The sequence below is a fragment of the Rhodococcus oxybenzonivorans genome (assembly GCF_003130705.1).
GTDB lineage: Bacteria > Actinomycetota > Actinomycetes > Mycobacteriales > Mycobacteriaceae > Rhodococcus_F > Rhodococcus_F oxybenzonivorans.
In genome coordinates this window covers 6,081,817-6,105,120 of the sequence record NZ_CP021354.1, presented here as the reverse complement: position 1 = coordinate 6,105,120, position 23,304 = coordinate 6,081,817, and the positions used below count along the sequence as shown (strand labels likewise).

24 protein-coding genes are annotated in these 23,304 nt (G+C 66.2%); 16 read left to right on the top strand and 8 right to left on the bottom strand.

Translation table 11 applies throughout. The features are described 5' to 3' along the window. Positions 1-53 precede the first annotated feature (53 nt). Both CBI38_RS28250 and CBI38_RS28245 read right to left on the bottom strand, forming a co-directional pair. Positions 54-470, bottom strand: a complete 417-nt coding sequence (locus tag CBI38_RS28250) for a MaoC family dehydratase (RefSeq protein WP_109334165.1) — start codon at positions 468-470, stop codon at positions 54-56. Further along, the gene (locus tag CBI38_RS28245; RefSeq protein ID WP_109334163.1) at positions 467-919 is read right to left on the bottom strand and encodes an FAS1-like dehydratase domain-containing protein; all 453 of its coding nucleotides are present in this window, start codon (positions 917-919) and stop codon (positions 467-469) included. The genes CBI38_RS28250 and CBI38_RS28245 overlap by 4 nt, the downstream gene beginning before the upstream one ends. A 63-nt stretch (positions 920-982) precedes the next feature. On the opposite strand from CBI38_RS28245, the gene CBI38_RS28240 reads away from it, so the two are divergent. Together CBI38_RS28240 and CBI38_RS28235 are read left to right on the top strand one after the other, a co-directional pair. Beyond that, positions 983-2,158 carry an acyl-CoA dehydrogenase family protein gene (locus tag CBI38_RS28240; RefSeq protein ID WP_109334161.1) on the top strand — a complete coding sequence of 392 codons (1,176 nt, stop codon included), beginning with the start codon at positions 983-985 and terminating at the stop codon, positions 2,156-2,158. 2 nt (positions 2,159-2,160) lie between these two features. Continuing rightward, the gene (locus tag CBI38_RS28235) at positions 2,161-4,116 is read left to right on the top strand and encodes an AMP-binding protein (protein ID WP_109334159.1); all 1,956 of its coding nucleotides are present in this window, start codon (positions 2,161-2,163) and stop codon (positions 4,114-4,116) included. Positions 4,117-4,187: 71 nt separating this feature from the next. Here the strand turns inward: CBI38_RS28235 and CBI38_RS28230 are convergent, their stop codons facing one another. Beyond that, entirely contained in the window at positions 4,188-4,949 is a 762-nt protein-coding gene (locus CBI38_RS28230) for a FadR/GntR family transcriptional regulator (protein WP_109334157.1), read from the bottom strand. A gap of 117 nt (positions 4,950-5,066) precedes the next feature. On the opposite strand from CBI38_RS28230, the gene CBI38_RS28225 reads away from it, so the two are divergent. From CBI38_RS28225 to CBI38_RS28165, 13 genes are all read left to right on the top strand, one after another. Continuing rightward, the gene (locus CBI38_RS28225) at positions 5,067-6,143 is read left to right on the top strand and encodes an acyl-CoA dehydrogenase family protein (protein WP_109334155.1); all 1,077 of its coding nucleotides are present in this window, start codon (positions 5,067-5,069) and stop codon (positions 6,141-6,143) included. Between the two features lie 72 nt (positions 6,144-6,215). Next, the gene (locus CBI38_RS28220) at positions 6,216-7,382 is read left to right on the top strand and encodes an acyl-CoA dehydrogenase family protein (RefSeq protein ID WP_109334153.1); all 1,167 of its coding nucleotides are present in this window, start codon (positions 6,216-6,218) and stop codon (positions 7,380-7,382) included. Next, entirely contained in the window at positions 7,382-8,131 is a 750-nt protein-coding gene (locus CBI38_RS28215; RefSeq protein ID WP_109334151.1) for an SDR family NAD(P)-dependent oxidoreductase, read from the top strand. Before CBI38_RS28220 ends, CBI38_RS28215 begins: the two co-directional genes overlap by 1 nt. Continuing rightward, positions 8,131-9,324, top strand: a complete 1,194-nt coding sequence (locus CBI38_RS28210; RefSeq protein WP_109334150.1) for a thiolase family protein — start codon at positions 8,131-8,133, stop codon at positions 9,322-9,324. Before CBI38_RS28215 ends, CBI38_RS28210 begins: the two co-directional genes overlap by 1 nt. Further along, on the top strand, positions 9,324-10,562 hold the full coding sequence (locus CBI38_RS28205) for an acetyl-CoA hydrolase/transferase family protein (RefSeq protein WP_109334148.1): 1,239 nt from the start codon (positions 9,324-9,326) through the stop codon (positions 10,560-10,562). Before CBI38_RS28210 ends, CBI38_RS28205 begins: the two co-directional genes overlap by 1 nt. 19 nt (positions 10,563-10,581) lie before the next feature. Next, the gene (locus CBI38_RS28200; protein ID WP_109334146.1) at positions 10,582-11,505 is read left to right on the top strand and encodes a hydroxymethylglutaryl-CoA lyase; all 924 of its coding nucleotides are present in this window, start codon (positions 10,582-10,584) and stop codon (positions 11,503-11,505) included. A gap of 43 nt (positions 11,506-11,548) precedes the next feature. Further along, complete coding sequence (locus tag CBI38_RS28195) at positions 11,549-12,307, top strand: SDR family NAD(P)-dependent oxidoreductase (RefSeq protein ID WP_109334144.1); 759 nt, start codon at positions 11,549-11,551, stop codon at positions 12,305-12,307. A 112-nt stretch (positions 12,308-12,419) separates the two neighbouring features. Beyond that, on the top strand, positions 12,420-13,277 hold the full coding sequence (gene menB, locus CBI38_RS28190) for a 1,4-dihydroxy-2-naphthoyl-CoA synthase (RefSeq protein ID WP_109334142.1): 858 nt from the start codon (positions 12,420-12,422) through the stop codon (positions 13,275-13,277). Positions 13,278-13,341: 64 nt separating this feature from the next. Then, entirely contained in the window at positions 13,342-14,127 is a 786-nt protein-coding gene (locus tag CBI38_RS28185) for an enoyl-CoA hydratase-related protein (protein ID WP_109334140.1), read from the top strand. Positions 14,128-14,132: 5 nt separating this feature from the next. Beyond that, on the top strand, positions 14,133-15,107 hold the full coding sequence (locus CBI38_RS28180) for an EamA family transporter (protein ID WP_109334138.1): 975 nt from the start codon (positions 14,133-14,135) through the stop codon (positions 15,105-15,107). Positions 15,108-15,227: 120 nt separating this feature from the next. Continuing rightward, entirely contained in the window at positions 15,228-16,037 is an 810-nt protein-coding gene (locus CBI38_RS28175) for an enoyl-CoA hydratase/isomerase family protein (protein ID WP_109334136.1), read from the top strand. A 5-nt stretch (positions 16,038-16,042) separates the two neighbouring features. Next, positions 16,043-16,894 (top strand): enoyl-CoA hydratase/isomerase family protein, encoded by an 852-nt coding sequence (locus tag CBI38_RS28170; protein WP_109334134.1) that lies wholly within the window; start codon positions 16,043-16,045, stop codon positions 16,892-16,894. A 36-nt stretch (positions 16,895-16,930) separates the two neighbouring features. Continuing rightward, on the top strand, positions 16,931-17,965 hold the full coding sequence (locus CBI38_RS28165) for a phosphotransferase family protein (protein WP_109334133.1): 1,035 nt from the start codon (positions 16,931-16,933) through the stop codon (positions 17,963-17,965). Between the two features lie 54 nt (positions 17,966-18,019). On the opposite strand, the gene CBI38_RS28160 is transcribed toward CBI38_RS28165, so the two are convergent. The 5 genes from CBI38_RS28160 to CBI38_RS28140 form a co-directional block, all read right to left on the bottom strand. Then, positions 18,020-18,829 carry a PaaI family thioesterase gene (locus tag CBI38_RS28160; RefSeq protein WP_109334131.1) on the bottom strand — a complete coding sequence of 270 codons (810 nt, stop codon included), beginning with the start codon at positions 18,827-18,829 and terminating at the stop codon, positions 18,020-18,022. Positions 18,830-18,931: 102 nt separating this feature from the next. Then, positions 18,932-19,828 carry an SDR family oxidoreductase gene (locus CBI38_RS28155; protein ID WP_109334129.1) on the bottom strand — a complete coding sequence of 299 codons (897 nt, stop codon included), beginning with the start codon at positions 19,826-19,828 and terminating at the stop codon, positions 18,932-18,934. 28 nt (positions 19,829-19,856) lie between these two features. Then, a complete protein-coding gene (locus CBI38_RS28150) occupies positions 19,857-20,993 on the bottom strand; it encodes an acyl-CoA dehydrogenase family protein (RefSeq protein ID WP_109334127.1) in 1,137 nt (378 codons plus the stop codon). Between the two features lie 87 nt (positions 20,994-21,080). Then, complete coding sequence (locus tag CBI38_RS28145) at positions 21,081-21,875, bottom strand: enoyl-CoA hydratase-related protein (protein ID WP_109334125.1); 795 nt, start codon at positions 21,873-21,875, stop codon at positions 21,081-21,083. A gap of 269 nt (positions 21,876-22,144) precedes the next feature. Continuing rightward, positions 22,145-22,660: a thioesterase family protein gene (locus CBI38_RS28140; RefSeq protein ID WP_109335423.1), complete on the bottom strand. Its 516-nt coding sequence runs from the start codon at positions 22,658-22,660 to the stop codon at positions 22,145-22,147. A gap of 46 nt (positions 22,661-22,706) precedes the next feature. On the opposite strand from CBI38_RS28140, the gene CBI38_RS28135 reads away from it, so the two are divergent. Continuing rightward, positions 22,707-23,258, top strand: coding sequence for a TetR/AcrR family transcriptional regulator (locus CBI38_RS28135; protein WP_109334123.1), 552 nt, complete (start codon positions 22,707-22,709; stop codon positions 23,256-23,258). Positions 23,259-23,304: the final 46 nt, after the last annotated feature.

Genomic DNA, 23,304 nt, shown 5'->3' with positions numbered 1-23,304 from the left:
AGGGGGCGAGGCCGATCGGCTTCGCCCCCTTTCGGCGGTATGAACAGGGTGGGTCAGGTCGCCGCCACAACCACGGTCGCAGACCCGGTGACGACGGGGCCCTTGTCCCCGGACGCAACGAGGTCGAGGGTCGCGACGAACTCCCCGTCCGTCTCGACGATCGCCGCCACCGTGCCGCCCACGGTCAGAGTGTCGCCGAGGAAGACCGGGGCGACGAACCGCACGCCGAAGGAGCGCACGTGCTCGACGCCGAACGTGTCGGACACCCAGCCTGCCAGGATGCCCGCCTGCATCTGACCCATCGCGATGACACCCGGAAACCCCGACGTGGCCACGAACTCGGGATCGTGATGCAGCGGATTGAAATCGCCTCCAGCGCCGGCAAACCGGACGATGTCCGTCTGGGTCACCGGGCCGACCACTCGGGTGTCGGGGGCGTCGCCGACGCGAACCTTGGCCGGTGTTCTCATCGCTGTTCTCCTCGTTCGATCAGGACCTCTTCGAGCCGCACCACGGGCTCGCCATTGGCGTCGACGTACTCGGTCTCCAAGGTCACGAGGCGCATGGTGCCGCCGCGCTTGCCTTCTCGCTGCACATCGTCGACCACGCGGCGGGTGCCGACCACGTGGTCGCCCGCGGTGAGTGGTCGCAGGTACGTCCACGTGACCGAGCCGACCACCACGCGCTCGAGCGCCAAACCCAGTGCGTCGACGAAGGCGCGCTGGTCGCGCTGGTGTCCGGCGACGACCGTGTGTGTGAGGGTGGCGGGCACATCGCCGAATCCAGCGTCGCGCGCCGCGGTCGGATCCGTGTGGACGGGATCGGTGATGAATGTCGCGCGCGTGAACTCGCGAATCTTGCCGCGTTCGACGTCGTACTCGACGCGGTCGACGACGCCAGTGGGGTGTGAATCTGTCATCGAGTCCTCCTTTTTGGACTGACCTATAGTATCATTGAGCCAGAATTTTTCGAGGAGGGTGCAATGGAGCTCGCTGATTCCCCAGACGAGGCCACATTCCGTGCAGAAGTCCGGGAGTGGGCCGAGAAGGCTGTCCCGACGCTGCCATGGCCGGAACCGGTTGATCTGGTCGACAAGGTGCCGTTCTGGCAGCAATGGCAGCGACTGCTCTTCGACGCGGGCTACGGCGGGATGTCGTGGCCGCAGGAATACGGTGGTCAAGCCGCCGACCCGATCCGCAAGGCCATCTTCACCGAAGAAATGGACCGGGTGGGAGCGCCGGAGCGACTCAACACCATCGGTGAGGACTTCGCCGGCCCGACCATCATCGATTTCGGGACGCCTGCCCAGAAGGAACGGTTCCTCCGGCCCATCCTGACCGGCGAGGAAATCTGGTGCCAGCTGTTCTCCGAGCCCGACGCCGGATCGGACCTCGCCTCGCTCCGCACCAAGGCCACGAAGGTGGACGGGGGCTGGAAGGTCAACGGACAGAAGATCTGGACCAGTCGCGCGCACATCGCTGCCCACGCGATCCTGCTGGCCCGCACCGGCGGCGGCCCACGGCACAAGGGCATCACGTTCTTCCTGGTGCCGATGGACAGTGAGGGCATCACGGTGCGGCCGCTCGCGCACATGCTCGGCGAGGCGGAATTCAACGAGGTGTTCCTCGACGACGTGTTCATCCCCGACGACCTCGTGGTCGGGGAGGTGGACGGCGGCTGGAAGGTCGCGATGGGCACCCTCGCCTACGAGCGGGTGGCGATCGCGACTGGCCGCGTCAACACCAAACGCGCCGTCGACGACATCGTCACCGACATCGCGGGAATGACCGACGACGCGGGCCGCCCACTCGGCGAGGATCCGGTGATCCGGCAGAAAGTCGCCGATCTGTACGGCCGAGCCCTCATGCACTACCTCATCGGTCAGCGCGTCATCACACTCGCGGCGAACGACGGCCCACCCGGTCCCGTCACTTCTATCGGCAAGCTGTTCTTCTGCCCCCTCGTCGAGGAACTCGCCGATTTCCGGTTGTCTCTCGAGCCGGCCGGCGGGCAATTCGGCTTGGACGAGGAGTCGCAGCAGGCGGCACGGTGGCTCCGGCTCGCCTATCAGGCCCGCGGCACCGCCATCGCCGGCGGTTCCACCTTCATCCAGCGCAACATCGTCGCCGAGCGCATGCTCGACATGCCGAGGAGCTGACCGTGTCCGACTACACCTGGCACCCCACCGACGACTACGTCGAGAATGCGAATGTCACGCGGCTCGCCCGCGCCCACGGTCTCTCGGGCCTCGCCGAGCTCCGTGCCCGCTCCGTCGTCGATGTGCGGTGGTACTGGGACGCGGTGGTCCGAGATCTGGGTCTGCCGTTCCAGTCGCCGTACCGCGAGGTTCTCGATACCTCCCGCGGGATCGAGCATCCGGACTGGTTCGTCGGCGGCAGGACGAATGTCGTCGACGCGTGTCTGGAGCGTTGGCTGGCCGACCCGGCCGCCGCCGATCGGGTGGCCGTGGCCCACGAAGCCGAGGACGGCACCGTCCGCAGCCTGTCGTACCGCGAGCTCGCAGCGGACGTCGAGCGGGCAGCCGCGGGCCTGCGCGAACTCGGCGTCGGCAAGGGCGACGCCGTCGCCCTGTTCCTGCCGATGATTCCCGAGGCGGTCGTCTCGGTGTACGCGGTCGCGCGACTCGGTGCGGTCCTCGTTCCGCTCTTCTCCGGCTTCGCGCCGAGCGCGATCGCGTCCCGCATCCAGGACGCGGACGCCAAGGTGGTGATCGTCGCGGACGGAACCGTGCGGCGTCGCAAGACCGTCACGATGAAGCCGGCCCTCGACGAAGCGCTGGCCGTCTGCCCGACGGTGCAATCGGTCGTCGTGGTCGAGAATGTCGGTGCGCCTGTAGATTCCACCGAACGCGACATTGCCTGGGCCAAGCTTCTCGGGTACGGCGGTGACCCGGGTCCGGTCGAGGCAATGGACGCAGGCGAGCCGTTCGCGCTGGCCTACACGTCCGGTACGACCGGCAAGCCGAAGGGCGCCGTCCACACCCACGCCGGTTTCCTCGTGAAGACGGCCAGCGAGGTAGCGTACTCGTTCGACCTGAAGCCTGGCGGCGCCTTCTGCTGGATCACCGACATGGGCTGGATCATGGGGCCGCTGTCGATCGTCGGCACCCACGCCAACGGTGGAACTCTCGTTCTCTACGAAGGCTCCCCGGACGTACCGGACACGGACCGGCTGTGGCAGCTCGTGCAGCGGCACCGAGTGACGATGCTGGGCGTCTCTCCGACGCTGATCCGCACCCTGCGCGGGCGTGAGACGGATGTCGCGGCACGGTACGACCTGTCCTCGGTGCACACGATCGGGTCGACCGGTGAGCCGTGGGACCCGGACTCGTACGACTGGCTGGCGAAGGACGTCTTCGGCGGGCGCGTACCGGTCATCAACTTCTCCGGGGGTACGGAGGTCGGCGGGTCATTTCTCGCGCCGTACCCGGTAGAACCGATCCACAGCTGTTCACTGGGCGGGCCCTCGCTGGGTATGGACGTCGACGTCGTCGACGACGCGGGACGCTCGCTGCGCGGCGAACAGGGCGAACTCGTCTGCCGGCAGCCGTGGCCGTCGATGACGCGCGGGGTGTGGAAGGACGAGGAACGCTATCTGGAGGCGTACTGGTCGACGTTCCCCGGTATGTGGCGGCACGGCGACTACGCGCTCGTCGACGACGACGGCCAGTGGTACATCCGGGGCCGTTCGGACGACGTAATGAACGTGGCGGGGAAGCGGCTTGCGCCCGCCGAGGTCGAGGCGGTGCTGACCGCGCATCCGGCAGTGTCCGAGGCGGCTGCGGTCGGTGTCCCGGACCCGAAGAAGGGCGAGGCGGTGTGGGCGTTCTGGGTTCCTCGCGCGGACGCGGTCGGTGACACGGCGGACATTTCAGCCGAGTTGATTGCCAGTGTGGCTGCCGAACTAGGAAAACCGTTCGCGCCCAGTGTGGTACACCGCGTATCGCGGTTGCCGAAGACGCGATCGGCGAAGATTCTGCGCCGCGCGGTGCGCGCCGCCGCGCTGGGTACCGATCCCGGTGACTTGTCAGGTGCGGAGAATCCGGAAGCCGTGGACGAGATCCGTGCCGTGGTCACTGCCAGTTCGGCGAAGTGACCTGCGGCGAGGGCCCCACATCTCACGGTGTGGGGCCCTCGCCGCTACTGGATGACGTTATGCAGCGATGCTCATTCGTCGAGCAGAATCTCGGTGCGCTGCTCGAAGTCCTTGATCGACTCGGCGTACGAGTGGACGTGCCGGCTCATGCGCCGCACGGCAGCATCGGCATCCTTGTCCCGGATGGCTTTGGTGACCGAGCGGTGGGCCCGGACGGTGATCTCGCGAACCTTGTCGTCGATGAAACCTTCGTTCTCCGTTGCGGCATAGATGGCGCGCGAGAGCGAAATCATGAGACCCGACAACAGTTCGTTGTGACTGGCGCTCGCGACGGCCACGTGCCAATCGATGTTCGCCTGAAGGAAGGCATCGAGGCTGTCACCTGCGCCGGCGATGTCGTCGTTGGCGGCGTCGAGTCGCGCGAGGTCCTCGTCGGTGCGGTGACGGGCAGCGAGCTGGGCGCAGAAGGGCTCGATCGCCTCGCGGGTCTCGAGCAGTGCGGCGAGACGGATCTGACGACCGCGGATGAGCAGGGCCACCGTGTCCGCCATGGACTGCTCGCCCGGCCGCTGAACGAAGGCGCCCCCGGCCCGGCCCGCCTTGATGCGCACGAGTCCCTGCACCTCGAGGATGCGGAGGGCCTCGCGGACGGTGGTGCGGCTCATCTTGGTCTGAACGACGAGTTCGCGTTCCGGCGGCAGCGGTGTGCCTTCGACGTAGTCCCCGCTGAGAATGCGCTCACGCAGCTCGTTCGCGAGGACGTCCGACGCCTTCGGTACCGCCATCGGTGTCAACTGGATGGAGGAACGTCCGTTCCGGGTGGTGTTCGGCACGGCTGATGGCATGGCTCCCCGCCCTCTCTGGTCTAACGGTCAGACCTAATATACCATTGGGTTCTCGCTGCGTTCGTCTTGCAGCCTATTCTTCGTCTCATCGAGAGGGCCAGTTGTATGCGCTGGGAACTGTCAGAAGAGCAGGAAATGTTCACCGAAGCCCTCGACGGCTGGCTCGGGCGGTTCGCCGCTCCGGCAAATGTCCGTAAGTGGGGTGAATCGGGTGATCCTGCCGAGTTCGAGCAGAAATTCGTCGAGGAGGGCTGGTTCTCCGCCGGTCTCGCCGAGGACATCGGTGGTCAGGGCGGTGGTCTGCTCGAACTGGCGTTGACCGCCGAGGCGCTGGCCCGGTATGCCGCGCCGTCGAGTGCCTGGACCGCGTCCGTCCTCGCGGCGCCCCTGCTGCCCGCCGACGTCGCTGCCGACGTGCTGGCGGGGAGTGGGTTCGCGGCCGTTGCCGTCGACGCGACCCGACCGTTCGGCGTCGCCGATTCGGTGCGCGCCGACGGGAGTGGCGCGCTGACCGGCCGCGTCGCGACGGTGCTCGGCGCCGAACGCGCGAAACTGTTGGTCGTCCCGGCGACGGGTGCCGACGGAACGGCCGCCCTGTACCTCGTGCGCGTCGACGATCCCGGTGTCACGGTCGAACCGCGGCGGTTCCTCGACCCGTCCCGCGCGGCCGCGGATGTCCGGTTCGACGGCGTCACCGGACAGCGTCTCGACGTCGAGGCGGCCACGGCCCTCGAGGACGCCGGGCTGCGTGCGGCCGTGCTGGTGGCCGCGGATTCTCTCGGGGCGATGGATCGCATGCTGCATCTCGCCGTGGACTACAGCAAGCAACGCCAGCAATTCGGTGTGCCGATCGGGTCGTTCCAGGCCGTGAAGCACGCTGCGGCAAGCATTCTCGTCTCGGTCGAGGCCGGCCGGTCCATTGCCTACTACGCCGCGGCGTCGGTGGATCTCGGTCTCGGTGATCGCGCGATGCATGCCGCGGTAGCGAAGGCGCAGGTGCCGCGAAATGCGGTGCAGGCAGCCGACAGTGCTCTCGTGATGCACGGCGCGATCGGTTACACGTGGGAACACGACCTGCACCTGTACTACAAGCGCGCCAAGCTCGACGAGAAGTTGTTCGGTGGCCCGGACGTGTGGAACGAGCGTCTCGCGCGGGATCTGCCGCTGTTGCCCGCGGTCTGACCCACCGTTGACTTTTTGGTCTGTCCTTTAGTAACTTAAGTCCAAACGGTTTCGACGACGATGGGACGTGCTGTGGACTTTGATCTGACCGAGGATCAGGCAACGATCCGAGGAGCGGTGCGAGAGCTGGCCGGCAAGTTCGACGAGCAGTACTGGGTGGAGAAGGACAGCGAGCACGAGTTCCCCACCGAGTTCTACGACGCGTTCGCCAAGGGTGGCTGGCTCGGCATCACCACGCCCGAGGCGTACGGCGGGCACGGTATGGGTATCACCGAGGCATCGATCCTGCTGGAGGAAGTCGCCGCTTCCGGCGCCGGCATGAACGGCGCGAGTTCGATGCACCTCTCGATCTTCGGGATGCACCCGGTGATCGTGCACGGCTCGGAGGAACTCAAGCAGCGCACCCTTCCGCGGATCGTCGACGGCGACCTGCACGTCTGCTTCGGCGTCACCGAGCCCGGCGCCGGTTTGGACACCACCAAGATCACCACCTTCGCGCGACGCGAGGGTGACAAGTACATCGTCAACGGCCGCAAGGTCTGGATCTCCAAGGCGATGGAGTCGGAGAAAATCCTTCTCCTCACCCGCACAACGAAGTTCGAGGACGCGAAGAAGAAGACGGACGGCCTGACGCTGTTCCTCACCGACCTGGATCGCTCGAAGGTCGACATCCGCCCGATCAAGAAAATGGGGCGCAACGCGGTCACGTCGAACGAATTGTTCATCGACAATCTCGAGATTCCCGTCGAGGATCGGGTGGGCGAGGAGGGCAAGGGCTTCAAGTACATTCTCGACGGCCTCAACCCGGAGCGCATGCTGGTCGCGTCCGAGGCGCTCGGTATCGGCCGGGCCGCTCTTCGCCGGGGCGTCCAGTACGCCAACGAGCGTGAGGTATTCGGTCGCCCCATCGGCATGAATCAGGGTTTGCAGTTCCCGCTCGCGGATTCCCTCGCTCGCCTCGACGCCGCTGAACTCGTCTTGCGTAAGGCGACGTGGCTCTACGACAACGGAAAGCCGTGCGCCCGCGAAGCCAACATGGCCAAATACCTGTGCGCCGACGCCGGTTTCCAGGCCGCCGACCGCGCTCTCCAGACCCATGGCGGCATGGGCTACTCGGAGGAGTACCACGTGGCCAGGTACTTCCGCGAAGCCCGCCTCACCAAAATCGCCCCGCTCAGCCAGGAGATGGTTCTCAACTACCTCGGCGAGCACGTCCTCGGCCTCCCCAGGAGCTACTGATGTTCGAACTCACCGGAAAGTCCGCACTCGTCACCGGTGCGGGTAGTGGAATCGGCGCCTCGGTGGCGCATGCCTACGCGCGAGCAGGTGCGGCGGTGCTCGTCACCGACGTCGACGCCGATGCCGCGGCGGCCGTGGCAGCGGAGATCACCTCGGCAGGCGGTGTCGCGAAGTCCGCGGCCCTCGACGTCCGCAACGGCGATCAGGCGGCGGCTGCGGCGGAGCAGGCCGCTGCGCTGAACGACGGCACCCTGAACATTCTGGTCAACAACGCGGGTGCCATCGCGCCGGCGATGTTCCCGAACCTCGAAGAAGAGGACTTCCGCCGCATCGTCGACATCCACCTCGTCGGCAGCTTCGTCTGCAGCAAGGCCGCCCTGCCGTACCTGCCGTCCGATGGCAGCGGCCGCATCATCAACGTGACTTCCGCCGCCGGACTCCAGGGCACCATCGGGCAGGCCAACTACGGTGCCGCGAAGGCGGGCATCATCGGACTCACGAAGTCGCTGGCGCGTGAACTCGCCAAGAAGCAGATCACGGTCAACGCGATCGCGCCGCTCGCCGCCACCAAGATGACGGCGAACATCCGCAGCAACGAGAAGCTCTCCGCGAAGACACTCGCGCGAATCCCGCTGGGCCGCTGGGCGGAACCGGACGAGATCTCGTCCAGCTTCGTGTTCTTCGCGTCCGACGGCGCGTCGTACATCACGGGCCAGGTACTGCCCGTCGACGGCGGAACGGTGATCTGATGGTCGAGAAGCGCAACCCCTTCCAGCGGTCCGCGCGCGAGGTCGTCATCGCGGAAGCGGCCCGCACTCCCATGGGCAAATCGCACCCCGAGCGCGGCTGGTTCCGCGACACCCACCCCAACGACATGCTCGGTGCGGTCTACACGGACTTGATTCGCCGCAGCGGCCTCGACCCGGCCGTCGTCGAGGACCTCGTGATCGGCTGCACTGCACCGTTCGGCGAGCAGTCCCGAAACATCGGCCGCAACGCCTGGCTGCAGGTCGGCTACCCGCCGGAGGTCCCGGCTGTGGTGCTGGACCGCCGTTGCGGGTCCGCGCAGACCGCGGTCGAGATGGGTGCCGCACTGGTCGGCTCCGGCACCCACGACGTCGTCCTCGCCGGTGGGGTGGAGCACATGGGACACGTGCCCATCACCTCACCCGCGAAGATCTCCGAACTGTACGGCGACCCGTGGCCGGAAGCGCTGCGTGAGCGTTACGACTTCGTGCACCAGGGTGAGAGCGCCGAACTCATCGCGGATCGGTGGGGAATTTCCCGGCAGGATATGGACGAGTTCGCTGTCCGATCACATCGTCTCGCGACCGAGGCCATCGAGGCCGGTCGGTTCGACGCCGAGATGATCCCGCTCGACCTCGCCGGCGAGACCCGTGTCACCGACCAGACCGTCCGTCCCGGAACGACTCTCGACAGCCTCGCGGGCCTGAAGACTGCGTTCCGGAAGGACGGCCGTATCACGGCGGGCAGTTCGTCGCCGATCTCCGATGGGGCTTCCGGTGTGCTGCTCGCCTCCCGGGAGGCGGTCGACACTCACGGACTGCATGCGCGGGCCCGTATCCTCGATCAGACTACCGTCGGGGTCGATCCGATCATCATGCTGACCGGCCCGATCCCGGCGACCCAGAAGTTGCTCGACCGCAACGGGATGAGCATCAACGACATCGATCTCTTCGAGGTCAACGAGGCGTTCAGTTCGGTCGTCCTGGCCTGGGAGCGGGAACTGAAGCCGGACATGGACAAGGTCAACGTCAACGGCGGCGCGATCGCGCTCGGGCACCCCGTCGGTGCGACGGGTGCGCGTCTCATCGCCACGATCGTCGCGGAACTCGAGCGGCGTGACGCCGAAATCGGCTTGGTGACCATGTGCTGCGGCGGCGGTCTGGGAACGGCGACCCTTATTCAGCGGATCGGCTGATGATCGACCTGACGCAGCACATCCGGCCCGGCGACGGGATCTGGTGGAGCCAGACGAGCGCGGAACCCACCCCGCTCGTCCACGCCCTGCTCGACCAGGTGCCGTCGATCGGCCCCGTCCGGGCCTTCGTCGGGCTCACCTGGAATCGGCGGCTGACCAGCGAACTGCCGGACGAGTTGTCCATCGTCTCCTATGGTGGCCTCGGTGAACTGCGCCGCCTTGCCCACCTCGAGGTCGTGCCCTGCCATTACGGGGCCCTGCCGCGGCTGTTCGCCGAACGGCGGCTGCCGTGCGACGTGGGCTTCGTGCAGGTCTCACCGCCGGACTCGGCCGGAAACTGCTCGCTCGGCGTCGGTGTCGACTACATCGCGGATGCCCTCGATCACACGCCGGTCCTCATCGCCGAGATCAATCGGCGCATGCCCGTCACTCTCGGGGCACCGAAAATTCCGCTGTCGCGGTTCGCCGCGGTGGTCGAGTCCGACCGGCCGTTGCTCGAGGCGCCGGACCGCGAGCCCGCGGACGTGGAACTGGCGATAGCACGGAACGTCGCCGATCTCGTGGCGGACGGCGACACGATCCAGATCGGCGTCGGGACGTTGCCGTCCGCCGTCCTCACCGCCCTCGCGGGACACCAGGACCTAGGACTGCATTCCGGCATGATCTCCGATGCGGCACTGCGACTGATCGACCGAGGTGTGCTGACCGGGGCGCGGAAAGAGATCGACCCGGGACTACACGTCGCGGGCGCCGCGCTCGGAACGGCCACCCTCTACGACCGGCTTCCCGGACTTCCGGTGGCGTTCCGTCCGGCGAGCTACACCCATGCGCCGCAGATTCTTTCGCAACTGAAGTCGTTCGTGTCCATCAACTCGGCGATCGAGGTCGACCTCACCGGTCAGGTCGGCGCGGAGCTCCGCAACACGACCTACGCCGGTGCGGTCGGGGGCCAGGTGGACTTCTCGCGGGCCGCGGCGATGACCGGCGGCCGCTCCATCATCGCGATGCGCGCCGATTCGCGAGGGGAGTCGACGATCAAAACGGCCCTCGAGTACGGCGCGGTGACCACCGCCCGCGCGGACGTCGACTTCGTGGTCACCGAATACGGTGCCGCGGCACTGCGCGGATGTTCCCTGGGTGAGCGCGCGCGCCGCATGATTGCCGTGGCAGCACCCGAGCACCGCGAGAGTCTCGAATTCGATCTCGAGGAATACGACCTTGCATCCACAGCGGAGTGAGGGGAAAGGAGTCGACGCCATGACGCGTCCCCAGCGGGTCCAGATCCGGGAGGTCGGACCGCGTGACGGTTTCCAGAACGAACCGGAACGCATCCCGACCGACGACAAGGTGCGGTTGATCAACGCTCTCGGGCGGGCGGGATTCACCCGGATCGAGGTGGCCAGTTTCGTGCGTCCGGACGTCATTCCGCAGCTCGCGGACGGAGTCGAGGTGCTCGAGCGTATCGAGGTCCCCGACGAGACGAAGCTGATGGTGCTCGTGCCCAACAGCAAGGGCCTCGAGAACGCCTTGAAGGTTCGCGACAAGTTTCACGAGGTCGCGATCTTTGTCAGCGCGTCGGACACCCACAACAAGAAGAACGTCAATCGGACTGTCGACGAAACGATGGCGGACAACGACGTCATGGCCAAACGGATCGTCGCCGAGGGCCTCGACTGCGCCGCCGTGATCGCGACGTCGTTCGGCTGCCCGTTCGAGGGCAAGGTCGACCTGACCCGGGTGCTCGACCTCGCCGAACGGTTCGCGGAAGCCGGCGCCACCGAGATCGGCTTCGGCGACACCACGGGCATGTGCAACCCGGCGTACGCCTCGGAATTCTTCGCGGCAGCGCTTGATCGGCTGCCCGGCGTCGAGGTGACCGCCCACTTCCACAACACCCGCGGTCAGGGCCTTGCCAATGCATACGCGGCCCTCGAAGCAGGTTGCGCGAGCTTCGAATCGAGCTTCGGGGAGCTGGGCGGCTGCCCCGTTCCGGCGGGCTCGACCGGCAACATCGCCACCGAGGACCTGGTGAGCATGTTCCACGAAATGGGCGTCGAGACGGGCCTCGACCTTCCTCGCGTCATCGACGCGGCCCGGGAAGCGCAGAGTGTGCTCGGCCGCAAGCTCACCAGTCATTCGATCGTCGCAGGCCCCATCGAGTGGGCATCGAGCCTGCGCTGAAGTCGACCGAACCTCGAACAACGACACACAATCGGAGAAGAACATGAGTAATCGAGTTGCATTCGTGACCGGCGGTGCGCAGGGCATCGGCAAGGGCATTTCCGACGCACTGGGCGCTGCCGGCTTCCGCGTCGCGGTCGCCGACCTCAACCTCGAGGTCGCCGAGGAGACCGCGGCCGGCATCCGCGACGCCGGTGGCCAGGCGATCGCCGTTCCCGTCGACGTCACCGACACCGCGTCGGTGCAGGCGGCGGTGAAGCAGGTCGCCGAGCAGTTCGGCCCGGTCGAGATCGTCGTGAACAATGCCGGCTGGGACGACTTCATGCCGTTCCTGAAGACGGACGAGGCGTTTTGGGACCGGATCCTCGACATCAACTTCAAGGGCCAGCTCCGGGTCATTCAGGCGACTGTCCCGGGCATGGTCGAGCGCGGCTGGGGCCGTGTCATCAACATCGGTTCCGACGCGGGCCGGGTCGGCTCTTCGCTCGAGGCCGTGTACTCGGGCGCCAAGGGTGGCATCATCGCCTTCACCAAGACCCTCGCCCGTGAGGTCGCGACGAAGGGTGTCACCGCGAACACTGTGTGCCCCGGCCCCACCGATACTCCTGCGCTGCGCAAGTTCGCCGACAGCTCCGGCCAGGATGCCGACAAGGTGATCGGAGGCATGACCCGTGCCGTGCCGATGAAGCGTCTCGGCAAGGCGGAAGACATCGGCGCGGCGGTGGCGTACTTCGCCTCCGACGCAGCGGAGTTCGTCACCGGCCAGACGCTGTCCGTCAGCGGTGGCCTGACAATGTCCTGACAGATATACGGATATAGGACGCGAAGGTGCGGCTCGGTTTTCCGGGCCGCACCTTCGGCATTCGCAGGCTCGGCCGATAACGATCGTTAGCGCGTGTGCCTATGATCGCTCTATGACGAACAACGGTGATACAACGGATTTCGTGTCCTGGACTGCAGTCGGTGAGTTCGAGGACATCCGATACGAACACAGTGGTGACGGGATCGCGAAAATCACGATCTGCCGTCCGGAGGTACGCAACGCGTTCCGGCCACAGACGCTGATGGAAATCTCCGAGGCTCTGGTCGACGCCCGCGAAGACTCTTCGGTCGGCGTGATCGTGCTGACGGGGGAGGGGCCTGACGCCTTCTGCTCGGGCGGCGACCAGCGGGTACGCGGCGACACCGGCTACCTCACCGAGCCTGGTAAGGCGGGCAGCGTCGGGCGGTTCCACGTCACCGATCTGCAGATTCAGATCCGGCGCCTGCCGAAGCCGGTGGTGGCCATGGTCGCCGGCTACGCGATCGGCGGCGGGCACATCCTGCACCTGGTCTGTGACCTCACGATCGCGGCGGACAACGCCCGGTTCGGTCAGGTGGGCCCGAAGGTGGGGTCGTTCGACGGTGGCTACGGCGCGGGATTGCTCGCGGAGTTGGTCGGGGTGAAGAAGGCCAAGGAGATCTGGTTTCTGTGCCGGCAGTACGACGCGCAGCAGGCACGCGAGATGGGCCTGGTCAATACCGTTGTCCCCCTCGCCGACCTCGAGCGGGAAACTGTGCAGTGGTGTCGCGAGATGCTCGAGCTCTCGCCGTTCGCGCTCCGGCTCATGAAGGCGAGTTTCAATGCGGCCGAGGACGGAATGGCGGGTATTCAGCAACTCGCCCACGATGCGAATCTGCTCTTCTACTCGACGGAGGAGGCGAAAGAAGGACGCGAGGCGTACAAGGCCAAGCGGCGCCCCGAGTTCGAGAAGTTTCCGCGGCGACCCTGATCTTCCATTTCGGTCCGACAATTAGTATGGTTGGGTCAATACAGGACCGAGAAGGATGGTGTGCATGTCGGAAACCGCAACGCCCGCAGTCGCGTGGAGCGACGTCGAGGCCGGCGTCATGACGATCACGTTGCAACGCAGGCCGGCGAACGCTCTCGGATTGCCGATCATCGACGGTCTGAACGCGGCACTCGACGCAGCGGACACCGACGGCTCCGTGAAGGTGGTCGTCGTCCGCTCGGACATTCCCGGCTTCTTCGCGGCCGGCGCCGACATCAAGCACATGTCGGCCGTCGACGCGGAATCCTTCACGGCGTATGGCGATCGGCTTCGGAGTGCGCTCGACCGGCTCGCATCGGCCGACCGAATTTCGATCGCCGCGGTGGACGGCCTCGCGCTGGGCGGCGGCCTCGAACTCGCGATGGCCTGCACGCTGCGGGTCGGTGGTGCGGACGCCAAGTTCGGATTGCCCGAGGTGAAGCTCGGGCTGATTCCCGGAGCAGGTGGGACGCAGCGCCTTCCGCGTCTGGTCGGTCGCGGCCGTGCCCTCGACATCATGCTGAGCGCCCGCCAGGTGCTCGCTCCCGAGGCGCACGCGATCGGCTTGATCGATCGCCTCGTCGAGGCAGGCGCCGCCACGGAGGCCGCGCTGGCACTCGCCACTGAGTTGTGCACGATGTCGCTGCCCGCGCAGCGCGCCGTCATCCGCACGGTCGACGCATCGTTCGACACGCCACTCGAGGAGGGTTTCGGGTTCGAGGTGGCTCAGGAGCAGGATCTGTTCGAGAACGGAGAGGCGAAGGAAGGCATCACGGCCTTCCTGGAGAAGCGCGCTCCGCGCTTCTCCTGAGCGCCATGTCGCCCGGGAGTGTCGGAAGGGGTCCGATCGCGTTCGCACTGTTCCTCGTCTATGTGATTTGGGGATCGGTCTACCTTGCGATCCGTCTGGTCATCGAGGAAGTGCCGCCCCTGGGCTCGATGGGTGCGCGGTTCCTCCTTGCCGGTGCGCTGATGGCCGCCTTCCTGGCCTGTCGCGGCGGCTGGGGGCGGTTGCGCCTCACGTGGCGCGAGGCGGCGGGAGCCGCTTTCCTGGGAGTGCTCCTGCTCGCGTGTGGGAACGGCCTGACCTCGGTCGGCCAGTTGCACGGCGTGCCCTCCGGCGTGACGGCGCTCCTCATCGCCATGGTGCCGCTGTGGATTTGTCTCTATCGCACGCTGGGCGGTGACCGCCCGCGGGTGCTCGAGTTGGTAGGTGTCGGCGTGGGGCTGATCGGTCTCGCCGTGCTGGTGTTGCCGCACGGTGGTGGTGGGCAGTCCGGGCTTCCCGTCATCGGGGTGGCGGTCATCGTGCTGTCCAGCCTGTCGTGGTCGTTCGGGTCGTGGATCAAGCCGAGGGTCTGGTTGCCGCAAGACGTGTATGTGACTGCGGCGTACCAGCTTCTGGCGGCCGGCGCGGCCATGTCGCTCGCATCGGTGGCGACTGGCGAACGGCTGGACGGAGCGATCGGACCAAGGGCATGGGGAGCGTTCGGCTACCTGGTCGTCTTCGGCTCGATCGTCGGTTTCACGGCGTACGCGTGGCTTTTGCATCACGCTCCTCTGTCGCTGGTGGCCACGCATACCTATGTGAATCCGGTGGTGGCTGTGGCACTCGGGTCCGTTGTTCTCTCCGAACCCGTGACCCCCGCCTTGGTGATCGGGGGAGTGATCGTACTGGTGTCTGTCGTGTTGGTCGTCAGTGCGCATGCCCGGACGCGAGTTCGGGAGGATTCCTCCGCGACCGAATTCAAGGTATTATTATCAGACCAAAAAGCGAGCGGAGGCGGGTAGCCCGATGCGGCTGCGGTGCTGAAAGACCTCCACAGATACCCGACCATCCGGACGCGCCGCGTCCGGCCACGAACTGAGGGCGATCGCTTGGGATCGCCGAACTGGAGAAGGAGTGAACTCGTGACCGAGCCCACGACATGGGAAACGTTCACGCTCGAGCGGCCGGAACCCGGCATCGCCGTCGTGACGTTGAATCGCCCCGAACGCATGAACTCGATGACGAACACCATGTTCGTCGAGCTGGAGAAGGTGGCGCTGCTTCTGGATCAGGAGGACGACCTCCGCGTCGTGATCCTCACTGGCGCCGGCAAGGCGTTCTGTGGTGGCTTCGACCTCGACGATGCCGACGGACTGTCGTCGTTGACACCGATGGGCATGCTCGACCAGCAGGAACTGGCCGCGCGGGCGCTCTCGGCGATCCGCAGCATTCGCGTCCCGGTGATCGCGGCCGTCAACGGTGCGGCCGCCGGTGGAGGGCTGTCGCTTTCGCTTGCCGCCGACATCCGGATCGGCTCACCGGCCGCACGGTTCAACGCGGCCTTCGTACGGATCGGCCTATCCGCCGGTGATCTAGGCGCCTCTTGGCACCTTCCCCGGCTCATCGGTCCGGCGCGGGCAGCGGAATTCGCCTACACGGGCCGCTTCATCGAGGCTGTCGAGGCCGAGTCACTCGGACTGCTCAATGCGGTCGTTCCCGCCGAGTCGCTGCTCGACGAGGCGCTCGCAATGGCGCGCCTCATCCGCGCGAATTCCCCAGCAGGAGTGCAGCTGTCGAAGCGTGCGCTCCACGCCAATATGGAGGTGTCGTCGTACGCGGCGGCACTCGAGCTGGAGAACCGGGGTCAGGCACTGCTCACCCGTGGCGAGGACATGCCCGAGGCACTAGCTGCGTTCAAAGAGAAGCGCAGCCCTAAGTTCACGGGAAGGTGAGCCAGATGACGCAGACCGAAGTGCGGGAGAATGCGGCGGTGCTGAGCAACTACGTGCCGCCGCAGCTGGAGACCCTCACCCTCGAGGTACTCGAGGGCAAGATCGCGGTCCTCACGATCAATCGACCCGACCGAATGAACTCGATGACGGTCAAGATGTTCACTGAGTTCAACACTGCCGCGTACGCGTTGCGCGACACCGATGCGCGGGCGCTGATCATTCGGGGAGCGGGCGAGCAGTCGTTCTGTGCCGGGTTCGATCTGGACGAAATCCACGTCATCACCGAAATGGGTGTGCGTGATTTCCTGAAGTTCCAGGAGACCGCGACCGGTGGGCTGGCGGCTTTGTACCACCTGCCGTTCCCGGTTATCGCGGCGATTCACGGTGCCGCGGCGGGCGGTGGGCTGGCTCTCGCGCTCGCCGCAGACATCCGCCTCGTGGCGCCGACCGCGAAGTTCAACGCGGCGTTCGTCAAGGTCGGATTGTCCGTCGGGGAACTCGGCACGTCGTGGAAGCTCACCCGGCTCGTCGGACCGGGTCGGGCGGCGGAGATCGCGTACACCGCGCGTTTCGTCGGCGCCGAGGAGGCTGCCCGGATCGGGCTGGCAAACCGGGTAGTCCCCAGTGAGGATCTGTTCGACGAGGCCATCGCGGTGGCCGAGGCGATCGCTTCGAATTCGCCTGGCGGCATTCGCATGTCGAAGCGTGCGCTGCAGCGGAACCAGGAAGTGACGTCGTATGCGGCGGCACTGGAATTGGAGAACCGGGGTCAGGCGTTGCTCACCCGCTGCGCAGACATGCCGGAGGCGCTCGCCGCCTTCAAGGAGAAGCGGGCGCCACGCTTCACCGGACAGTAGGAATCGGCAAATGACCACACGGATGGAGGCGAGCGCATGACCTGGGAATGGACCCCCGACACGCTCGGTGCGCTGGAGACGTTCCTGCGCGAGCGCGGGATCACCGAAGGACCGCTCACGACTGCGCGCATCGGCGACGGGCATTCCAACCTGACGTTCCTCGTCTCCGACGGGGTTCGTCAGGTGATCGTCCGACGACCGCCTCCGCCACCCGTCCCGGCGGGCGCCCACGACATGCTGCGGGAGGCGCGCCTTGTCGGCGCCCTCGCCGGCAGTGGCGTGCCGGTGGCGGACGTCCTCGCCGTCGGACAGACCGGTGACGTGCTCGATGTCCCGTTCTACGTGATGGAGTACGTTCCCGGTCCGGTGGTCACTACCGAGACACCGCCGGCGTTGAGCGCCCCCGCGGATCGTCGCCGGATCGGCGAGGCATTGATCGACACTCTCGCCGCACTGCACGCAGTGGACTGGCAGGCGGCCGGTCTGGAGGACATCGGCCGGCCCGACGGGTTCAACGAGCGTCACCTGCGCCGCATGGGCAAACTGGTGGCAGCGGAGGACGGAACACCGCCGCCGGAGTTTGCGGAGATCGACTCCTGGCTCGCCGCTCACGTGCCCGCAGAGTCCGGTGCGGCGATCATCCACAACGACTATCGCATCGGCAACGTCATCCTCGCTCCCGATTCGCCAGGACGCATTGCTGCAGTGCTGGACTGGGAGTTGGCGACGATCGGTGACCCCCTGTTCGACCTCGGATACTTCCTCGCGTCGTATCCCGTCGAGGGGGAGGAACGCACACCGACCGAGGATCTCGCTGTAGCCGTGCTCGAGGAGGGGTATCCCACCCGCGACGAGCTGGCGCAGCGGTACGCGGACGCCACGGGAGCCGACCTGTCGAACCTGCCCTGGTACACCGCGCTGGCCTTGTGGAAGCTGGCGGTGCTGTACGAGTACGGACGTCGTCGAGCGGTCGCCGGAGTCGGCGACCAGTACTACCGCGACGGGGACCTCGTGCGGGCTTTCCTCGACGCCGCCCACCGCGCCGCGGGATTGGCGCCGTCGGTAGTGTGACGACGAGACTGAGGCGGTTGGTACGCGAGTACCGACCGCCTCAGTCGTATCGGATCAGGTGCGATGGCACGTGACCGTCGCTGTGGTGCAGGTCTTTCCGGTTCGATTGCGTCCGACGACGTGAATGACGGCAAAGCTGCGGCCGCGGTAGACCACCCGGGGTGCGAAGGTGATCGGCTCGGTCCCAGGGCTGGGCCGTACGAATGTCATCGCAATCGACGTCGTCTGGAAATCGGCGTGTGGCGCCACCGCGGAGTGGCCGGCGATCTCGGATGCACACAGAAGGACGCCGCCGTGAACGTTTCCGAGCGGATTGCAGAGCGAATCCGACGGGTCTAGTTCCAGGCCGGCGCAAGCGTTGTCTCGGCGGTGGTGGGCGCCGAGGAGTTCGATGATCGAGGATGCGTTCGCTCGAGAGCGGTTGACGTCGTCGGATACGGATCCCGACGGTGAGGCTGCCGCGACGAATCGCAAGCGGGCGCTTCCGAGGGCAACGACCCGCCCGTTCTCGTCTACGATTCGGCCGCTCGCCAGACCGCCGACCGGATCTGTCGTGACGACTTGGCTGTCGGCCTGCAGGATCGATCCGTCGAGCGGTGGATTGCAGGTGAAGTCGATGTGTAATTCCGTTGTGACGGACCAGTGTCCGGCCGGACATCGCGCGGTGATCGGATAGCCTGTCACGTCGTCCATCAGAACACCGAGAGCGCCACGGCAGGGCAGTCCGCGCTGGTCGGACAGCCACGGTCCGGTCGGCATTTCCGACCTGCCGTGGGCGCCGTCGCCGGTCACGGGTGCTACCTGGAACAGCGCTTCGACGCCGGTCGCGATGAACGGAGGGGCGGCGATGTTCTCGACCATCATGTCTCTCCTGAACGGTAGGTGCGAAGTGGAACGAGGGTCACACAGAAGAGGCCTGCCCGCCGGGACCTCGTCGTCACCGGCAGGCAGGCCTCGTATGTGGGGTCAGACTCCGCGCTGCGCCTTTGCTGCTTCGCTGGCGGCCTTGCTCTTCTCCCGGGCGGTGGCCCAGTCCTCGTTGGTCATCGATGTCAGACCGGCGAAAGTGCCGGGGCCGGCGAGCATCTGACCGCCGTCCATCGCGATGGTCTGGCCGGTGAGGTAGTCGCAGGCGTCCGACAGGAGGAAGGTGGTGAGGTTGGCAAGTTCTTCCATCGTGCCCATTCGGCCCATCGGCACCTGGTCGGCCTGCGTTGCACCGACTGCACTCTTGTCGGTGGGGTTGAGCATTTCCCATGCGTAGTCGGTCGGGATCGGTCCGGGGGCGAGTGCGTTGAGGCGGATGCCGTATCGGGCCCACTCGACCGCGAGCGACATCGTCATCGAGTGCACGGCAGCTTTCGCCATCGCGGACGGAACGACGAACGCGGATCCGCTCCACACCCAAGTGGTAAGGGTGGACAAGACGACGCCCTTGTTACCGCCTTCGATCCAGCGGCGGCCCGCGGCGTGGGTGGTATTGAAGGACCCGTTCATCACGGTGGAGGTGACGGCCTCGAAGGCGCGTGCGCTGAGCGATTCGGTGGGGGCGATGAAGTTCGCGGCGGCGTTGTTGATGACGCCGGTCAGTGGTCCGTGAAGCGTCCAGATCTCGTCCATGGCCGCCGATACGAGGTCAGCCTTGCGGACATCGACGGTCTGCCAGTGGACCGAGCCCGGGCGGGAGACGGACGCCTCCGCCGCGGCTTCCTCGAGGACAGCGGGCCGACGGCCCCACAGGTGGACTTCGGCTCCGTGATCGACGAGGTGTCGGGCGACGCCGCGGCCGAGCCCGGTGCCGCCGCCGGTGATCAGCACGCGCTTGCCGGCGAGGGCGTCGGGACGGAAGGGAGAAGTGGTCATGGAATGGTCCTATGGTCGGGAACGAGGGCTACAGGCCCAGGCTCTTGCTGATGATTTCGCGCTGAATCTCGTTGGTACCGCCGTAGATAGGCGGAGCCAGAGACCGGCGAACCTGTTCTTCCATGCCGTATTCGCGGGTATAGCCGTAGCCACCCATCATCTGCATCGCCTCGAGTGCGGTCTTCTTCGCGATTTCGGTACATTTCAGCTTAGCCATCGACCCTTCGCGGTTGAGGTTGTCTTCCTGCCCGGCATCGATCCGTTCGGCCACGTCGTACACGAACGACTTCGCGAAGGCGATCTCCGTGGCGAGATCCGCGATGCGGTGACGGATGGCCTGGAAGCTGCTGATCTTGTGACCGAATTGTTCACGCTCGGTGACGAAGGCGATGACGTCGTCGAGTGAGCGCTGGGCCCCGCCGAGCGCCATCGTCGCGATGATGAGGCGCTCGACGCTGAGTCCCCGCATGAGGTGACGCCACGCCTGGTTAGGTGTACCGACCACCGCGCTCGCGGGCACGGCGACATCGGTGAAGTACAGGTCATTGCAGGTGCGGGCCTCCATGGTCTCAATGCCGTGGATCTCGAGGCCGGGCGAATCGGCAGGCACCATGAAAAGGGTCAAACCCTGGTGCTTGTTCCCGGACGCGTCGGTCCGGGCGAGGAGCAGGATGTGCTCGGCGACGTGTGCCGCGGAGATCCAGGTTTTCTGACCGTTGATGACGTAGTGGTCGTCGACCAGTTCCGCCTTGATCCGGACACCACCGAGGTCGGAACCCGCACCGGGCTCGCTGAGTGCGATCGCCTCGAGCCTTCCGGATGCCATGTTGCCCACGATCGTGCGCTTCTGTTCCTCGGTGCCGTAGCGCAAATAGGTCTGTGCGGCCGTAAGTCCCGTGGAATAGGCGATGATCGGGGCGAGCCCACGCGCGGTTTCCTCGAGGAAGATGCATTCCTCGACCATTCCGGCGCCGCCCCCGCCATACTCTTCCGGCAGCGACACGGCGAGCCAGCCGAGGCCGGCGAACTTCTCGAGCAAGGCGGAGCTGTTGGCCACAGTGCCGCCCTCGGTCAGGGCGTCACGCTGCTGAAGTGTCTTACATTCGGAGTCGCAGAGTTCGCGGACGGCCACCGCGAAATCCTGTTGCTCTTGGGTGAATCGCATGTGGGCGACTGCTCTCTGTGACGAGTCCTGGGGAATGAGTTGCCGGACGGCGGGGCGGAAGACAGCCCCGCCGTCCGGAAGTCAGGGTCAGGCGCCGCGGAACTTGGAGAAGTCGGGCTTGCGCTTTTCGTTGAACGCGCTGATGCCCTCGATGGCCTCGGCGGACTCACCGAACAGCTTGAGCGTCGAGTAGGCCATGTTGCCCTGCGCGATGAAGTGCTCGGTGTCGGCGTTGAGGGACTGCTTGAGCACCTTCAGCGCCGTCGGCGAGAGCTGCAGGATCTCGTCGGCCCAGGCGCGGACCTCTGCCCGCAGCTGGTCACCGGGCACCACCTTGTTGACCAGACCCCAGTCGAGGGCCTGCTCGGCGCTGTAGCGGCGGCAGAGGAACCAAATCTCCCGCGCACGCTTCTCTCCGATCGCTCGGGCCAGGTATCCGGTGCCGAGTCCGGCGTCGAACGATCCCACACGCGGACCGTTCTGCCCGAAGATGGCGTGGTCCGCGGCGATGGACAAGTCGCACAGCAGGTGCAGCACATGGCCGCCGCCGACCGCGACACCGTTGACCGCGGCGATGACGGGTTTGGGGACGTCCCGGATCACCCGGTGCAGCGCCTCGACCTCGAACAGTCCGCTGTCGGACGGGCCGTAGTCACCGGTCTCCATACGCTGCTTCTGGTCGCCACCCGAGCAGAACGCCTTCTCGCCGGCTCCGGTCAGCGCGATCGCCCCGACCTCGGAACTGCCCCACGCCTTCTTGAACGACTTCACCAACTCGTCGACGGTGCGCGCGCGGAACGCGTTGTACCGATCGGGCCGGTTGATCGTGATCCAGGCGAGTCCGTTCTCGACCTCGTACGTCACATCCGTGAAGTCACTCATCGACCTGTTGGTCCTTTCTTGTTGCACGCGGAGCGGAGTCCGTCCGCGAAGTCGCTTTGGTCTTACCTTATGACGAATGTAGCGCTGATAACGAGCGTTTTCAAGAGTGGTGGCGAAAAAGCTCTTTACCTGCGGCGATACGTCGGATCTCTCTTGCAAGAGAGGCCATGCGGCCGGATGTGAATGGTCCACGGCCGGATCGGTGCTGAACCGAGAAGGTGCGTGTCTGCCCGCGACTCTGTGAAAGGGAGCTGCGTAGGGAATAGGGGTCAGGCCCGGGTTCGGATGCCCATCGCACCGCACACGGGGGCGGGCCAGCCGACGTCGGTGCGGCTGAGTTCCCGGTCGACCGCGGCCGCGACGTCGTCGGCGAAGGGCACGACCCGGCGGGTGGTGAGGTCGACGTGGGTCGCGGTGACCTCGAGTGTGCTCGCGAGGCGTTCGGTGGTGTCGTCGACGAGGAACGCCATGGCGTGGACGATCTTGTCGGAACGTTCGACGATGCGCGCGTGGACCGACACCTGGTCGCCGACGTGCACCTCCGCGTAGTACCGGATGTGGTGCTCGGCGGTGAAGAAACCCTGGTCGCACGTGGCGCGATAGTCGTCGGTGATGCCCATTCTGTCGAACACGACCGTGATTGCCTGCGCCTCGAGATCGAAATAGTGGCGAATGTTCATGTGGCCGTTCTCGTCCTCGTAGGCGGACGGGATCGGCAACGGCCCACACTCGCGGGGCAGTGCTAGCACCTGAACGTACGAGGGGATTTCTGCTGGTGACGTCATCGACACATCATAACGATCGTTCACAGTCCGGTGCTAGAATGGCTCGGTGGACCGTAACCGTAAGATTCTCGACACCGCTGCAGAGCTGTTTTACGAGAAGGGATTTCACGGCACAAGTGTCGACGAATTGGGGTCTCGGGCCGGCCTGAGTGGCCCCGCAATCTACCGCCATTTCTCCGGCAAGGACGAGATCTTGGCTACTCTGTTCGGCGAGGCGATGGACGAGCTGATCGGCGCCACCGAGCCGGTACTCGACGACGCGGACCTCGATCTTCAACGGATGATCCGTCATCATGCGCTCTTCGCGGCGAGGCACCGCCACCTCGTCAACGTCAGCCAGCGCGAGGACCGGTCGCTGGTCGATCCGTGGCGAAAGGCGATCAACCGACGGCGCAAGCAGTACGTCCAGGGCTGGGAGACTGCGGTCGCGCGGGCGATCCCCGCCGCGTCACCGGCCGAGGTCTCCGTGGCCACCCAGTCGTGCTTGGGCATGATCTTCTCGATCGCGTACTGGCCCGCCAAGGTGACCCGTACGGCCGGGCTCGCCGACCACATGGTGCGAATGGCGACCGAGGGCCTGGACGCCTTCCGTCAATAGCGCTCTGCTCCCGAGTAGCACTGCCCCTGCACCTTTCGGTCGATGC